Source organism: Kumtagia ephedrae, assembly GCF_003012745.1.
Lineage (GTDB): Bacteria > Pseudomonadota > Alphaproteobacteria > Rhizobiales > Rhizobiaceae > Kumtagia > Kumtagia ephedrae.
The window spans coordinates 94,543-107,628 of record NZ_PXYK01000010.1; the positions used below are offsets into that span (position 1 = coordinate 94,543).

Annotated in this window: 14 protein-coding genes; 4 read left to right on the forward strand and 10 right to left on the reverse strand. The window is 65.8% G+C overall.

Annotation, left to right across the window (positions count from 1 at the left end):
- Positions 1-71 precede the first annotated feature (71 nt).
- Both C7I84_RS12215 and C7I84_RS12220 read right to left on the reverse strand, forming a co-directional pair.
- On the reverse strand, positions 72-1,238 hold the full coding sequence (locus C7I84_RS12215; protein ID WP_106772468.1) for an MFS transporter: 1,167 nt from the start codon (positions 1,236-1,238) through the stop codon (positions 72-74).
- 11 nt (positions 1,239-1,249) lie between these two features.
- Positions 1,250-1,495 carry a DUF1127 domain-containing protein gene (locus C7I84_RS12220; RefSeq protein ID WP_106772469.1) on the reverse strand — a complete coding sequence of 82 codons (246 nt, stop codon included), beginning with the start codon at positions 1,493-1,495 and terminating at the stop codon, positions 1,250-1,252.
- A 168-nt stretch (positions 1,496-1,663) separates the two neighbouring features.
- On the opposite strand from C7I84_RS12220, the gene C7I84_RS12225 reads away from it, so the two are divergent.
- Genes C7I84_RS12225 through C7I84_RS12235 form a run of 3 tightly spaced genes read left to right on the forward strand, consistent with a single transcriptional unit; the run spans position 1,664 to position 4,595 of the window.
- Positions 1,664-2,575 (forward strand): agmatinase, encoded by a 912-nt coding sequence (locus C7I84_RS12225; RefSeq protein WP_106772470.1) that lies wholly within the window; start codon positions 1,664-1,666, stop codon positions 2,573-2,575.
- Complete coding sequence (locus C7I84_RS12230; RefSeq protein ID WP_106772471.1) at positions 2,576-3,061, forward strand: L-2-amino-thiazoline-4-carboxylic acid hydrolase; 486 nt, start codon at positions 2,576-2,578, stop codon at positions 3,059-3,061.
- A 25-nt stretch (positions 3,062-3,086) separates the two neighbouring features.
- Positions 3,087-4,595 (forward strand): winged helix-turn-helix domain-containing tetratricopeptide repeat protein, encoded by a 1,509-nt coding sequence (locus tag C7I84_RS12235; RefSeq protein WP_106772472.1) that lies wholly within the window; start codon positions 3,087-3,089, stop codon positions 4,593-4,595.
- A 61-nt stretch (positions 4,596-4,656) separates the two neighbouring features.
- Here C7I84_RS12235 and C7I84_RS12240 read toward each other — a convergent pair whose 3' ends face one another.
- Positions 4,657-5,358, reverse strand: coding sequence for a TetR/AcrR family transcriptional regulator (locus tag C7I84_RS12240; RefSeq protein ID WP_106772473.1), 702 nt, complete (start codon positions 5,356-5,358; stop codon positions 4,657-4,659).
- Positions 5,359-5,561: 203 nt separating this feature from the next.
- Here C7I84_RS12240 and C7I84_RS12245 point away from each other — a divergent pair, with 203 nt between their 5' ends.
- The gene (locus C7I84_RS12245) at positions 5,562-6,050 is read left to right on the forward strand and encodes a RidA family protein (protein WP_106772474.1); all 489 of its coding nucleotides are present in this window, start codon (positions 5,562-5,564) and stop codon (positions 6,048-6,050) included.
- Between the two features lie 80 nt (positions 6,051-6,130).
- On the opposite strand, the gene C7I84_RS12250 is transcribed toward C7I84_RS12245, so the two are convergent.
- The 7 genes from C7I84_RS12250 to C7I84_RS12280 all read right to left on the reverse strand — a co-directional run bounded on the left by C7I84_RS12250 (position 6,131) and on the right by C7I84_RS12280 (position 13,058).
- Positions 6,131-6,568, reverse strand: coding sequence for a VOC family protein (locus C7I84_RS12250; protein ID WP_106772475.1), 438 nt, complete (start codon positions 6,566-6,568; stop codon positions 6,131-6,133).
- 276 nt (positions 6,569-6,844) lie between these two features.
- Positions 6,845-7,663, reverse strand: coding sequence for an MBL fold metallo-hydrolase (locus C7I84_RS12255; protein WP_106772476.1), 819 nt, complete (start codon positions 7,661-7,663; stop codon positions 6,845-6,847).
- A 3-nt stretch (positions 7,664-7,666) separates the two neighbouring features.
- Complete coding sequence (locus C7I84_RS12260) at positions 7,667-8,461, reverse strand: TatD family hydrolase (RefSeq protein WP_106772477.1); 795 nt, start codon at positions 8,459-8,461, stop codon at positions 7,667-7,669.
- 4 nt (positions 8,462-8,465) lie between these two features.
- Positions 8,466-10,013, reverse strand: a complete 1,548-nt coding sequence (gene metG / locus C7I84_RS12265) for a methionine--tRNA ligase (RefSeq protein WP_106772478.1) — start codon at positions 10,011-10,013, stop codon at positions 8,466-8,468.
- Between the two features lie 86 nt (positions 10,014-10,099).
- Positions 10,100-11,155, reverse strand: coding sequence for a DNA polymerase III subunit delta' (locus C7I84_RS12270; protein ID WP_106772479.1), 1,056 nt, complete (start codon positions 11,153-11,155; stop codon positions 10,100-10,102).
- Complete coding sequence (gene tmk / locus C7I84_RS12275) at positions 11,152-11,823, reverse strand: dTMP kinase (protein ID WP_165816055.1); 672 nt, start codon at positions 11,821-11,823, stop codon at positions 11,152-11,154. Before tmk ends, C7I84_RS12270 begins: the two co-directional genes overlap by 4 nt.
- 77 nt (positions 11,824-11,900) lie before the next feature.
- Positions 11,901-13,058 carry a D-alanyl-D-alanine carboxypeptidase family protein gene (locus C7I84_RS12280; RefSeq protein WP_106772481.1) on the reverse strand — a complete coding sequence of 386 codons (1,158 nt, stop codon included), beginning with the start codon at positions 13,056-13,058 and terminating at the stop codon, positions 11,901-11,903.
- Positions 13,059-13,086 lie beyond the last annotated feature (28 nt).

A 13,086-nucleotide genomic window follows, 5' to 3' on the forward strand; every position in this document is an offset into this window, starting at 1 on the left:
CGCCGATTGCGAACGCGCGGAGCGCGTGTTTGTTTCCGCCGTGCCTCGGCATATTGTCGATGGGGCATGGATCACACGCACCGTTTCTCCGACATCAGAAACACCGCCAGAGCCCCGCACAGCAGGCCGAGGCACAATGGCAGCCCCTGATGTCCTATGAGTTGCATCGCCAGTCCCGTGACGGGCGATCCCACGATGCCGCCGACACCCCACACGAATGCGAAGGCCGCATTGCCGGCGATCAGGGCTTGCCCCGTGAAACGCTCGCCGAGCTGGATCAGCGTCATGGTGTAAATGCCGAACGAAACCCCGCCCCAGGCGAAGACGAGCGGCCAGACAAGCCACGAGCCGAAGGTCGGCGACAGAACAAAGCAGCCGGCCAGCGAGGCGAGCACGCAGAACAGCATGATCCGCGCAGAGCCGAACCGGTCGGCCATGCGCCCGAGCAATATCTGCAGCGCGGCATCGCCCGCTATGAAGCAGCCGATCAGCGCAGCGATGCGGCTTTCGGAGCTGCCGAGTGCTGCGCCATAGACCGCGAACAGCGAAATCAGGGTCTGCTCGAAAGCGGCCGCGGCGAAAACCGCGAACAACAGCAGCGGCGCCAGTGCGAAGAAGCCGCCGACCGAAGTCGTCTCGCCGTCGTGCGGCATCTCGGGCAGGAGCGGAACGACCGCAAGCACGATCAGGCCGCAGAGAAGCAGAGCTATGATGGCGACGATGAAGGGCGGCCAGCCCTCGGTGCCGACCAGGCCGAGCGACAGCGGGCCGATGGCGAAGCCGCCCGAAACGATCGCCGAATAAAGCCCGATGATGCGGCCCCGGCGCGATGCCGGCGTGATCGCGATCAGCCAGGTTTCACTGATCACGTAAGGCGGCTTGCTGAAGAAGCCGAGCAGGAAACGCAGCGGCATCCAGGCCCAGACGTCCTGCGTCCAGCCAATCGCGATCAATGTGGCAGCCGCCAGGAGGGAACACGCGATTGCAAGCCGGGCCGCCCCCAGGCGCCGCGTCAGTGCCGGTGTCAGATAGGCGGACACGATGAAGCCCAGCGGCATCATCGCCGCCGACAAGCCGATCAGGCCGGGCGCGGTGCCCTGGCGCTCGAGGATGAAACTGAGCAGCGGATAGGTCAGCCCCGCCGCCACGGCGCCCAACGTGACGGTCGCGATGAGGCCCGCCATCGCAGCCAACGGGATGCGATCCTCGCGCGATGATATCGTGCCTTCGGCGGTCATGCGGGGCCGCCTTATGCTTGCCAGAAGCGCTTGGCGATCTCCGCCTCGACCTGCCGTCTCGTCAGGCCGATGTCGTCGATCAAACGGGGATCGTCCCTCGACATCTGCGCGAGCTTCCAGCGCAAGCGTATCCGTCCGTCCCAGATCGCGATGATGCCTCGCAGGGCCGCCAGTCCGTCGTGCCGACACGAGACATCAGCCGACCCGACAGGCGCGTCATGCCACGCTGTCCGATGCAGGGAAGGGGTACCGCCCATGGCAACCTCTTGTGGTTTGAGGGCTGAGGCCCTCGATCCTAAGAGGTTGAATTCTGCGGGATGTGCGCAGCGTCGTAATTAAGCTCACCCAAATAGTTCCAAAAACTTGCAAACGGGCTAGTCTCGCGCACCGAAATCGGCAAAATCGCAACCGAAACCATCGAGAAAATGACCGCTTTGCCTTCCTTTCTCGGCTTTCCCGACCGCCTCGCCGAAGGGGGCGTGCCGCGCGCGGTAATTTTTGGGGCCGGTCACGGCAGTACCTACCCGGGCAAGGACAGCAGCGGCCATGCGTTGGCCGCGAACGCCATTCGTGCTGCCAGCCAGGATGATGCGGCGCTCGTCGGGCACTGGGATTTCGATCTGGGCGGTCCGCTGTTCGGCGATGGGCCGATCTGCTGCGTCGACGCCGGCGACATTGCGACCACCATGCATGACAACGCCGGCAACCGGGCCCGCATCGAGGCAAAGACCCGCGAGGTGCTGGCGCTGCCCGCCGTGCCGATCCTGCTCGGCGGCGACGATTCCGTGGTCATTCCCTTCCTTGCCGGCTTTGCGGATCACGGACCGGTCTGGATCCTGCAGATCGACGCCCATATCGACTGGCGCGACGAGGTGCATGGCGAACGCTACGGCTATTCGAGCCCGATGCGGCGGGCGAGCGAGATGCCGCATGTCGCCGGCATCGTGCAGGTCGGCCTGCGCAGCGTCGGCAGCGCGCGCCTCACCGAAATCGAAGCGGCGCGGCACTTCGGCAGCCGCTTCGTCACCGCCCGGGAGGTTCATGCCAGGGGCGCCGAAGCCGCCCTGCGGCATATTCCGGAAGGCGCGCGGGTGGTCGTCACCCTCGACTGCGACGGCCTCGACCCCGGCATCATGCCTGGCGTGGCGGCGCGCACGCCCGGCGGCCTCACCTACACGCAGGCCATCGACCTGATCGCGGGCCTCGGCCGGCGAGCGAACATCGCCGGCTTCGACCTTGTCGAACTCTATCCGCCCGCCGACATCGACGGCCTGACGGCCCTGACCGCCGCGCACCTTCTCGTCAACGCGATCGACGCCATCGTCCGGCAGGCTTGAATGACCGGCAAGCCAACCAACAAACTCTTGTACGACGCCATCAAGGACCGGGGCACGGCCTACCTGATGGTCTTTCGCGAACTCAAGGCCCGCTATGGCGAAGATGAGGCCAAGGACGTCATGCGCAGTGCAAGCCGCGCCCACGGACTTCACATCGGCAGATCGCTCGCGGACTGCGCCCCGAGGGATTTCCAGTGCATGGCAAGAGGTTTTGCGAAATCCCCGGATGACGGGTCCGTGTTCTGCCCGGACATCAGGCGGCTCGACAGCACATGCCTCGAAGTGAAGATGATGGCATGCCCGATCAAGGACGCATGGGTCGAAGCCGGGTGCAGCGAAGCGGAAATCATCACCTTGCTCTACTGCGCCTCCGCGCTTGACGAGGCGACCCTGGAAGCCGCGGGCTTCGACTATGAGATTGAACTCTGGTCCCCTGGACAGGAGGGCTGCTGCCTGACCCGGATCACGGAGAAGACCAACCTGTGAATCTGACACTCTGACGATACGCCGCATGCAGGGATTGCGCTTCGCCTTTGGCCCGTTCGTGCTCGATCCGGACGCGGGAACGCTCGTCCGGGACGATGTGCCCGTTGCCGCGAGCCATCGCGGGCTGAAGCTGCTTGCGGCACTCGTCGGTCGGCCCGGCGAAATTTTGGGCAAGGCCGAGCTGATGGACGCGGCCTGGCCCGGCATGGCCGTCGAGGAAGGCAACCTCACCGTCCAGATCGCGCAGCTCAGGAAGCTGCTCGGCCCAGCCGGGGAGGGGGGTGGCGAGTGGATTTCAACGGTGCCGCGCGTCGGCTATCGCTTCCTCGGCGCCGTCGAACGGCTCGGCGCGAAGCGAAATCCCTTACCGCTGCCCAACAAGCCGTCGATCGCCGTGCTGCCCTTCGACACTTTCGGGAACGATCCCGGCGAAGTCGCCTTCGCCGACGGACTGACCGAAGACCTGATCACCGATCTCTCAAGGAACGCCGGCCTGTTCGTCATCGCGCGCAACTCGGCCTTCGCCTACAAGGGCAGGGCGATGGACGTGCGGGCGATCTCCGAGGAGCTTGGCGTGCGTTATCTGCTCACCGGCAGTGCACGCCGCGCCGCGGGTCGCGTGCGCATCAACGCGCAACTCGTCGAGGCGGCGAGCGGCGACCATCTATGGTCGGAACGCTTCGACCGCGGCCTCGACGACATTTTTGCCGTTCAGGACGAGGTGACGGCCAGGATCGTCGAGGCACTGCTCGGCCGGCTCGCCGTACCCCCGCCGCGCAAGCGGCCGAAAAGCGTCGAGGCCTACGACCTCTGCGTGCGGGCGCGCAGGCTGATGGACGACACGCCGCAGGCAGCGCGGGAAACGCATCTGATGCTGACGCGCGCTGTCTCGCTCGATCCGGGCTATGCCGACGCCTATCGCTGGCTTGCCATGAACCGGTGGATGGGCTGGGTGCATTCCGGCGGGCCGAGCGAGGCCGCCCGCGGCGACGCTCTGGAGCTGGCGCGCAAGGCGGTGGCGCTCGATCCCGACGATGCCGGCTGCCGCTGGGTGCTGGCCTATCTGCTGGCCTATGACCGCAACTTCGCCGAAGCGGATACGGAATTCGCCAGAGCGATCGAACTCGACCCGAACGAAGCCGACGCCTGGGCGGCATTGTCCGACATCACGGTGCTCGCCGGGCGGATCGGGGAGGGGCTCGAGCATGTTCGCAAGGCGTTCCGGCTGAACCCGTTTCCGGCAAGCTGGTACTATCTGGTGCTCGGCCAGGCGCAATATGCGGCCGGCGACTACGAGGCGGCTGTCGAGACGCTGCGCCGCGACGAGACGTATCGGACGAGCTCACGCCGTTTCCTGGCGGCAAGCCTCGCGCAGCTCGGCCGGCTCGACGCGGCGCGCGCCGAGGCGGAACTGTTCCTCGTCGCCAACCCGCAGTTTTCAACCCACCACTGGGCAGCCACGGAACCGTTCCGCGATGCCGCGACGCTCGCGCATTTTGTGGATGGCTTCAGAAAGGCAGGGCTGCCGGACTGACGCGCCAGTTTCGGTGGTCAGTTCCCCCAGCCGCAGCCCTTGTCTCATCCCAGTCGTGTCATCATGGCGCGCTCGAATTTTGTCCTGGTGCGAGGCCGTCCAGCAGGAAGCCCAGGCCTCTCCGGAACGTGCCATCCCAATCGTCATCCAGCAGCAGCCGGGAGCGTTCGATCGCCGCGTAGCGTTCGCTGAGACGTGCCAGGCGCAGCTGCGCGGCTGCCCTGTCCTCGTCCGAAAGCTCGAAGCTCGCACGGGTGATGGTGGCGCCCATCACATAGTTCCAGAGCGACCATATCGCGACGTTCATATCCGCGGCAGCTACACCGGCCCTGGACAGGGCCTTGCTCAGCAGCTCCAGCCGGCCGAGGGTGTTCGGGCCGAGTGCCCGGCGTGACAACAGCGACGCCGACCAGGGATGACGCAGCATGCTGGCGCGCCAGTCCTCGAGTACGTGAATGATTTCTCCGCGCCAGTCGTGAAGCTGGGCGATGTGCGGCGATCCGCGATATTCGAGCACTGAATCGAGCGCCAGATCAAAGACGTCCTCCTTGCTGTCGACGTGCCAATACAGGCTCATTACACCCGAGCCGAGGCGATCGGCCAGCCGACGCATGGTCAATCCATCGAGTCCCTGAGCGTCCAGCAGCTCTATCGCGGTGGCGACGATGCGTTGCCGGGAGAGAGGCGGTTCACTGCGTACGGGCGGGAGCGGCCCGCTTGTCCGTTGCGTCCGTTTGCTGCGGGCGCCGCGTTTGCCTGCCATTCGTCTTCCCCGCTGGTCATACCTGCGATTTTGGCAGGCAACGTCAGGAATGTCGATGCCGAGCGGTTGACTCGTACATCGTACCATACGATGACTCGCATGCCGTATGGTACTACGTACGAGTTGTCATGGGACCGACGGATCGAAGGTCGATGAATGCCGGCTGCGGGCGTGTTGCTCGGCAGCAGCATCAAGAGAAAATCATGTCACGCTCAATCAGGCATATGCTTATCGGAGGGCTCGGCACCATGACCCTGGGAATTCCAATCGCGACGACAGCGAATGAGAATGATCGCGGCTTGACCATCGTCAATCCGCAAAACCTCTACGACCCGTCGCCAAACGGCTACAGCACGGCGGTGATCACGCCCCGCGGAGCCCGGCTGGCCTATATCTCAGGGCAGGGCGGCCACGATGGCACTGGAGGCTTGTCGCCCGACTTCGCCGTCCAGGTCGAGCAGGCCTACGCAAATCTGCGCGCCGCCCTCGACGCACTCGGTGCCAGGCCGGCTCAGGTCGCCAAGCTCACGGTCTTCGTGGTCGATCATGATATGTCCAGGCTCGAGGTGTTGACCCGGAACGTCAAGGAGATGTTCGGCGAGGCGCTGCCGGCGCAGACGCTGGTTCCCGTTCCCAAGCTGGCAATCGACCCCATGCTCTTCGAGGTCGAGGCCGTGGTCGTGCTCGACTAGCGGGCAGGGGTCCGGCCGATTGCCCGGCTTCGGCGGGCGCCCGTGTTGCGCAAGCCGGTCGGGCGTTCCAGTAAGTGCGCTCAGCTCAGTTCTTGAGCGAGTCCGATGAGAAGCCCTCCAGGTCCGCGGATGTAGCAGAGCCGATAAGCGTCTTTATACTCGACGACTTCACCCACGAGCTGCGCGCCGCGCTTGCGGAGCCTTTCAAGCGTCTCGTCGACGTCGTCCACGGCGAACATGACGCGCAGGTAGCCAAGAGCGTTGACCGGGGCGTTGCGGTGATCCTCGACGGCAGGCGGCGTGAGGAAGCGGGAGAGCTCGAGCCGGCCGTGGCCGTCCGGCGTGCGCATCATGGCTATCTCGACGCGCTGATCGCCCAGTCCGGTGACCCGTCCGGCCCATTCTCCTTCGATCGTGGCCCGCCCTTCGAGCTCGAGGCCGAGCTCGCGAAAGAAATCGATCGTCCCGTCGAGGTCATCGACGACAATTCCTACATTGTCCATCCGTTTGAGCGCCATGTGCCCAATCTACAAGGCGTGGTCGGATTCAACAACGGACCTTTGCCGAGTTCATCAGGGGCAGTGAAGCTTCTGACTGCTCGCCCGAATTCTCCACCAGGAACGAGAGAACGTCGTCAAGGCGGCCATCGCGCTTGGCGAAAGGCAACGCCGTCATACCTCCTCGATCGGGCGCATGCTTAAGTCGCATAAGATATATTATGGAACTTTCACAGCCGCCGCCAGCCGCCCTGGACCTCGTCCAAACCGCCACCCATACTTGAGGAACGCATGTCTTCAGTCTGATTCTAAAAGAAATTCCAGCAGCATGCCGTCATAGGCCGGCTCGACGTGATCGGGCGTCTCGGCCAGCACCGTTGCGTAATCCAGCGGCACGTGCATGTGCGTCAGCACGGCTTTCTTCGGCGCCAGCCGGCCGATCCACTCCAGCGATTCGGCCAGCGAGAAATGGCTGGGATGCGTGCGGTACTGCAGCGCGTCGATCACCAGCAGGTCGAGCCCGCCGAGCCGCTCGGCCGTGCTCGGCGGAAAATTGCTCACGTCCGGACAATATGCGACCGGGCCGATGCGGAAGCCGAGCGAAACGATGTCGCCATGGATCTGCGGCAGCGGCTCGAAGCAAAGCGCGCCGCCGTCGCCCTCGACGATGACAGTCTCCGCATGGTCGATGCGATGCGCCTTGAGGATCGGCGGATACGAACTGCCGGGCGGCGTCTCGAAGCAGTAGCCGAAGGCCTGCATCAGCCGCTCCAGCGTCGGCTGGTCGGCAAAAATGTCCATCAGCTTGCGCTGTTCGAGCACGAAGCTGCGCAGATCGTCGATGCCGTGGATGTGGTCGGCATGCGGATGCGTGTAGATGACCGCATCGAGGCGCTGCACCTGGGCGGCCAGCATCTGCTCGCGGAAATCCGGGCCGGTGTCGATGACGACGCGCGTGACGCCGCCGTTCCCGGCGATGCGCTCGACCATGGCGGCCGGCCGCGTCCGCCGGTTCCTGGGGTTGGACGGATCGCAATTGCCCCAGTCGCCGGTGATGCGCGGCGTTCCCGGCGACGAGCCGCAGCCGAGGATCGTCAGTCTGAGTCGCGCCGACACGGCTTAGCGACCCACTTCCGCCGGCCTCGGCATCTTACTGAAAAGACGAAAGAAATTGTCGGTGGTGATCTCGGCGATTTCAGCTTCGCCGGCATCAATGGTTTCCGCCAGGACGGCCGCCGTCCGCACCACATAGGCCGGCTCGTTGCGCTTGCCGCGATGCGGCACCGGCGCGAGGTAAGGTGCGTCCGTCTCGACCAGCAACCGGTCGCGCGGCAGCTCGCGCGCGATGCCGCACAGCTCCTCGGAATTCTTGAAGGTCAGGATGCCGGAAAACGACACGTAGCCGCCGAGCTCGACGCCGGTCCTTGCCAGTTCGCGGCCGGAAGAGAAGCAATGCAGGACGAAGGGGAAGGCCCCCTTCCCCGTTTCCTCGCGCAGGATCGCGGCGATGTCGTCGTCGGCCTGGCGTGCATGGATGACGAGCGGCAGACCTGTCTGGCGCGACGCCGCGATGTGGGTGCGGAACCCTTCTGCCTGCAGGTCACGCGGCGCCTTGTCGTAGTGGTAGTCGAGGCCGGCTTCGCCGATCGCTACGACCTTGGGGTGCTCGGACAGCCTGACGAGCTCTTCGGCAGCGATTCCGGCTTCTTCGCCGGCATTATGCGGATGGGTGCCGACCGAGCAATAGACGGCCTCGAATTCCTCAGCGATCTTGATAAGTTCCGGAAATCGCCTGACACGCGTCGAGATGCTGACCATGCGGCCGACGCCGGCTTCGAGTGCGCGCCGCACGACGGCGGCGCGCTCCTCGGAAAAATCCGGAAAGTCGAGATGGCAGTGGCTGTCGACCAGCATCGGCTCAGCCTTCGCCCTTCTCGACATAGCGCGGAAAGACGCCTTGCGGCGCTGGCAGCGGCGTGCCCTCGGCAAGCGCGTGCGCATCGCCGACATGGGCGAAGTCGCGCTGATCCGCCGGCACCGCCAGCAGGTCGAGCAGCTTGGCCGCCGATGCCGGGATGAAGGGCTGGCACAGGACCGCCACCCGCCGCACCGTCTCGGCCGTCGTATGCAGCACCGTCTCCATGCGCGCCGGATCCGTCTTCTTCAGCGCCCAGGGCTCCTGGCCGGCGAAGTAGCGGTTGGCCTCGGCCACGACGCCGAAGATCGCCCCCAGGGCGACGTGGATCGCCTGCTCGGCCATCGCCTTGCGCGCGGTGGCGAGTGCCGTCTCCGCCTGGTCGAGGATCGCCCTGTCGGCGTCGGCCAGCGTTCCGCGCCTGGGCACCGCGCCGCCGCAGTTCTTGGCGATCATCGACAGCGAGCGCTGGGCGAGGTTGCCGAGGTCGTTGGCGAGATCGGCGTTGGTGCGGTTGACGATCGCCTCGTGGCTGTAGCTGCCGTCCTGCCCGAACGGCACCTCGCGCAGGAAGAAGTAGCGCACCTGGTCGACGCCGTAATGCTCGACCATCGTGAACGGGTCGACGACGTTGCCGACGGACTTCGACATCTTCTCGCCTCGGTTGAACAGGAAGCCGTGGCCGAACACACGCTTCGGCAGGTCGATCCCCGCCGACATCAGGAAGGCCGGCCAGTAGACGGCGTGAAAGCGCACGATGTCCTTGCCGATGACGTGGACATCGGCCGGCCAGTAGCGCCAGCTCTCCGCCTGCGTGTCGGGATAGCCGACGCCGGTGATGTAGTTGGTCAGCGCGTCGACCCAGACATACATGACGTGCCTGTCGTCGCCCGGAACCGGCACGCCCCAATCGAAGGTCGTTCGCGAAATCGACAGGTCCTTCAGCCCCGATTTGACGAAGCTCACCACCTCGTTGCGCCGCTCGGCCGGCCCGATGAAGCCGGGATTGGCCTCGTAGTGAGCCAGCAGCCGGTCCTGATAGGCGGAAAGGCGGAAGAAATAGCTTTCCTCCTCGACCCATTCTACCGGCGTGCCCTGCGGGCCGTAGCGGACGCCGTCGTCGCGCAGTTCGGTCTCCTCCTCGCCGTAATAGGCCTCGTCGCGCACCGAGTACCAGCCGGCATAGCCGCCCTTGTAGATGTCGCCATTGGCGGCCATCGCCTTCCAGATCGCCTGGCTCGACGCATAGTGGCGCGGCTCGGTGGTGCGAATGAAATCGTCGTTCGAGGCGTTCAGCGCCTCGGCCATGCGCTTGAATTCCGGCGCGTTGCGGTCCGCGAGTTCGCGCGGCGACAGGCCTTCCCTCTTCGCCGTCTGCAGCATCTTGATGCCGTGCTCGTCGGTGCCGGTCAGGAAATAGACGTCCTTGCCGTCGAGCCGCTGGAAGCGCGCCAGCGCGTCGGTCGCAAGCAGCTCGTAGGCGTGGCCGATATGCGGCTTGCCGTTAGGATAGGAAATCGCCGTGGTGATGTAGAATTTTTCGCGTGACATGAGCGTGCCGTTGCCAAGCCTTGAAGAAAGCGGAGGGTGAGATAGCGCAAGGGGACGGCTGCCGCCACCCCGGCGGGGGGGCAGCGTCACATTCGAAGCGTGTCGTGCAGACGCAGGATCATGTTCAGCGCGTGTTGTTTGCGATCCAGATTGTAGGTATCCGTATCGCCGATCGCAATGCGCAATTCCTGCCAGAGGCCGGCAAAATCGTCGGCGCGGGCCGTTTGGCCGGCCACGGCGGCGGCGCTGGCGGCATTCGCCACCAGGTCGAGCATGTGGGCATTCATCAGATCGAAACGGATCTCGTGGTCGCGCCCGCTGACCGCATCGGCCAGCCGGTAGGCCAGGGCAAGATCCAGGTCCGCCGCCGCGACAAGGGAATCGACGGTGTCGGCGATCTCCAGCCCGCCGAATTCGGTCAGCAGCACGGCGTTGCGCATGCTCCCCCCTGCCCGCTCCAGTAGCGCCTGGCGCGCGGCCGCGTTCTCGGGCAGGGCGACGCCGAGACGGCGCAGCGTCGCCTCGACCTCCTCGGCCGACAGCGGATGCAGGCGGACGACTTGGCAGCGCGAGCGGATCGTCGGCAGCAGGCTGCCGGCGGAATGGACGGTCAGCAGGAAGACGGTGCGGACCGGCGGCTCCTCGAGGTTCTTGAGCAGGGCGTTGGCCGCGTTGGTGTTCATGTCGTCGGCCGGGTCGACGATCACGATGCGATAGCCGCCGTCATGCGAGGTCATCGACAGGAACCGGTTGACCCGGCGGATCTCGTCGACGGTGAGCAGGGTCGCGAATTTCCTGGTCTTGTCGTTGAACGGCCGGGTTAGGTGCAGCACCGCAGGATGGGCACCGGTGGCGATCTGCCGGAATAGCGGCGAGGCCGGATCCGGCTCGGCAAGCCGGTCCGGCGCCGCCTCCGCGACCGGATGCCGAAGCAGGTGGTGGGCAATGTGGAACGCCAGCGTCGCCTTGCCGATGCCGCGCGGTCCGACCAGCATGATGCCGTGCGGCAGCTTGCCGGCGGCGTATGCGCCCGCGATCATCGCCACAGCGTCGCCGTGGCCGACCAGGACCGGGTTTTCCGAAGGCTCGGCCACGCCTTCCAGCGTGTCGTGCTGTTCGGGGGCTATGCGCTCGAAGATCATCCGGCCTCCCGTTTGCCACCGGCGGCAGCCGTCCGCACCTCGAGCGCGGCGAAAACAGCCGCGGTCACCAATTGCTCTACCTCGTCCTCGCTCTCGGAGGCATCGACGACGATGCAGCGCTCCGGCTCCTTCTCGGCGATGGCTAGGAAGGCGTCGCGGCGACGCCGATGCGTCTCCAGCGTTTCCTTCTCGAAGCGGTCGGCCTCGCCGGCGCCCCGCCTTGCCGCGGCGCGGCGCATCCCGATCTCGGCGTCGATGTCGAAGATCAGCGTCATGTCCGGCATCATGCCGTTGACCGCTACGCGCTCGAGCATCGCAACGAAGGCGCTGTCGTCGTCGTTCGCGAGTCCCTGATAGACGCGGGAGGAATCGAGGAAGCGGTCGCACAGCACGATCGCGCCGCGCTCGATCGCCGGCCGGATCACCTGCTCGACATGATCCGAGCGGGCGGCGGCGAACAGCAGCGCCTCCATCCGCGGGCCGAAAGGCTCCGCAGCTCCGGACAGGATGACGTGGCGCAGCGCTTCCGCGCCCGGCGAACCGCCGGGCTCGCGCGTCACCAGCGTGTCGTAGCCCTTGCGGCGCAGCTTCTCGGCAAGCCGCCGGATCTGCGTCGACTTGCCGGCGCCCTCGCCGCCTTCGAACGTTATGAACAATCCGCGCGCCAAACCGGCCTGCCTGTGTCGAATTCCGAACCCCTCTTAGAACCGGCGGACCGCAAGGTCCATCGGCAAGGACATCGACCTCATCGCATCCAACCGGTGAGCAGTTCGGCGACGGCGCCCATGGCGCGCTGGTGGATCGCCCCGAGCGCCACCGTTTCGGCGGCGTAGAGCGGCACTTCCTGGCTCAGCGTGTCCCCAAGCCAGACCTGCAGGACGCCGATGCGGGCGCCCTGCTCCACCGGCGCCGCGACCGGCCCGTCGTAGACGATGCGCGCTTCGACCTGGCTGCGGTCCGCGGCGGGCACGAGCACGTTCACCGCGCCGTCGGCACGAAGCGGCACGGCCGCCTTTTCGCCGCCATAGACGGCCGCGGTGCCGACGATCTCGTCGGGCACGAACAGCCTGACCTCGCTGAAGGCCTTCATACCCCACTCCAGCAGCTTGCGGGCCTCGTCCGCGCGCTGTCGGTCGCTCTCCATGCCGCTCATCGCCACAAACACCCGCCTGCCGCCGCCGCTGGCGGAGCCGACGATCCCGTAGCCGGATTCGTCGGTATAGCCGGTGCCGAGACCGTCGGCGCCGATTCCCATCGTCAGCAGCGGATTGCGGTTGCGCTGGCGGATCTTGTTCCAGGTGAATTCGGGCTGGGCATAATAGCGGTAGAACTGCGGATATGCGCGCCACAGATGCATGGCGAGCCGAACCAGGTCGCGCATGGTGACGAGCTGGCCCTCCGCCGGCAGCCCGCTGGAATTGCGGAAGGTCGATGCGGTCAGGCCGATCGCCTGCGCCCGCTCATTCATGAGTGCTGCGAACTTTTCCTCGTCGCCCGCCATGCCTTCGGCGATGATGATGCAGCCGTCATTGGCCGACTGCACGATGACCCCCTGGACAAGATCCTCCAGCCGGATCGACGATTTGAGCGCGGCGAACATGGTCGAGCCGCCGGACGGCGCACCGCCCCAGCGCCAGGCGTTCTCGCTGACGACAAAACTGTCGTCGAGATTGACCCTGCCTTCCTCGATGGCGTGGAAGACCACCTCCATCGTCATCAGCTTGGCGAGAGCCGCCGGCGGGACCGGCCTGTCGGGGTTCCTGGCGAACAGCACCGCGCCGGTTTCCGCATCGATCAGCAACGCCTCCGACGCCTTTGTCTCGAACGGTTCCTGCGCTTGCGCCGGCGCAACCACCAGCAGCAACGCGATCGCCGCGGCAATGGCCGGAAATGTCAGGCGCATCCTGCCCAGCCTTTCTGGAAAGACCGCC

Excerpts from the sequence above, each read along its gene's own strand:
- C7I84_RS12215 (WP_106772468.1), bottom strand. The coding sequence starts at position 1,238 with ATGACCGCCGAAGGCACGATATCATCGCGCGAGGATCGCATCCCGTTG.
- C7I84_RS12220 (WP_106772469.1), bottom strand. The coding sequence starts at position 1,495 with ATGGGCGGTACCCCTTCCCTGCATCGGACAGCGTGGCATGACGCGCCT.
- C7I84_RS12225 (WP_106772470.1), top strand. The coding sequence starts at position 1,664 with ATGACCGCTTTGCCTTCCTTTCTCGGCTTTCCCGACCGCCTCGCCGAA.
- C7I84_RS12230 (WP_106772471.1), top strand. The coding sequence starts at position 2,576 with ATGACCGGCAAGCCAACCAACAAACTCTTGTACGACGCCATCAAGGAC.
- C7I84_RS12235 (WP_106772472.1), top strand. The coding sequence starts at position 3,087 with ATGCAGGGATTGCGCTTCGCCTTTGGCCCGTTCGTGCTCGATCCGGAC.
- C7I84_RS12240 (WP_106772473.1), bottom strand. The coding sequence starts at position 5,358 with ATGGCAGGCAAACGCGGCGCCCGCAGCAAACGGACGCAACGGACAAGC.
- C7I84_RS12245 (WP_106772474.1), top strand. The coding sequence starts at position 5,562 with ATGTCACGCTCAATCAGGCATATGCTTATCGGAGGGCTCGGCACCATG.
- C7I84_RS12250 (WP_106772475.1), bottom strand. The coding sequence starts at position 6,568 with ATGGCGCTCAAACGGATGGACAATGTAGGAATTGTCGTCGATGACCTC.
- C7I84_RS12260 (WP_106772477.1), bottom strand. The coding sequence starts at position 8,461 with ATGCTGGTCGACAGCCACTGCCATCTCGACTTTCCGGATTTTTCCGAG.
- metG (WP_106772478.1), bottom strand. The coding sequence starts at position 10,013 with ATGTCACGCGAAAAATTCTACATCACCACGGCGATTTCCTATCCTAAC.
- C7I84_RS12270 (WP_106772479.1), bottom strand. The coding sequence starts at position 11,155 with ATGATCTTCGAGCGCATAGCCCCCGAACAGCACGACACGCTGGAAGGC.
- C7I84_RS12280 (WP_106772481.1), bottom strand. The coding sequence starts at position 13,058 with ATGCGCCTGACATTTCCGGCCATTGCCGCGGCGATCGCGTTGCTGCTG.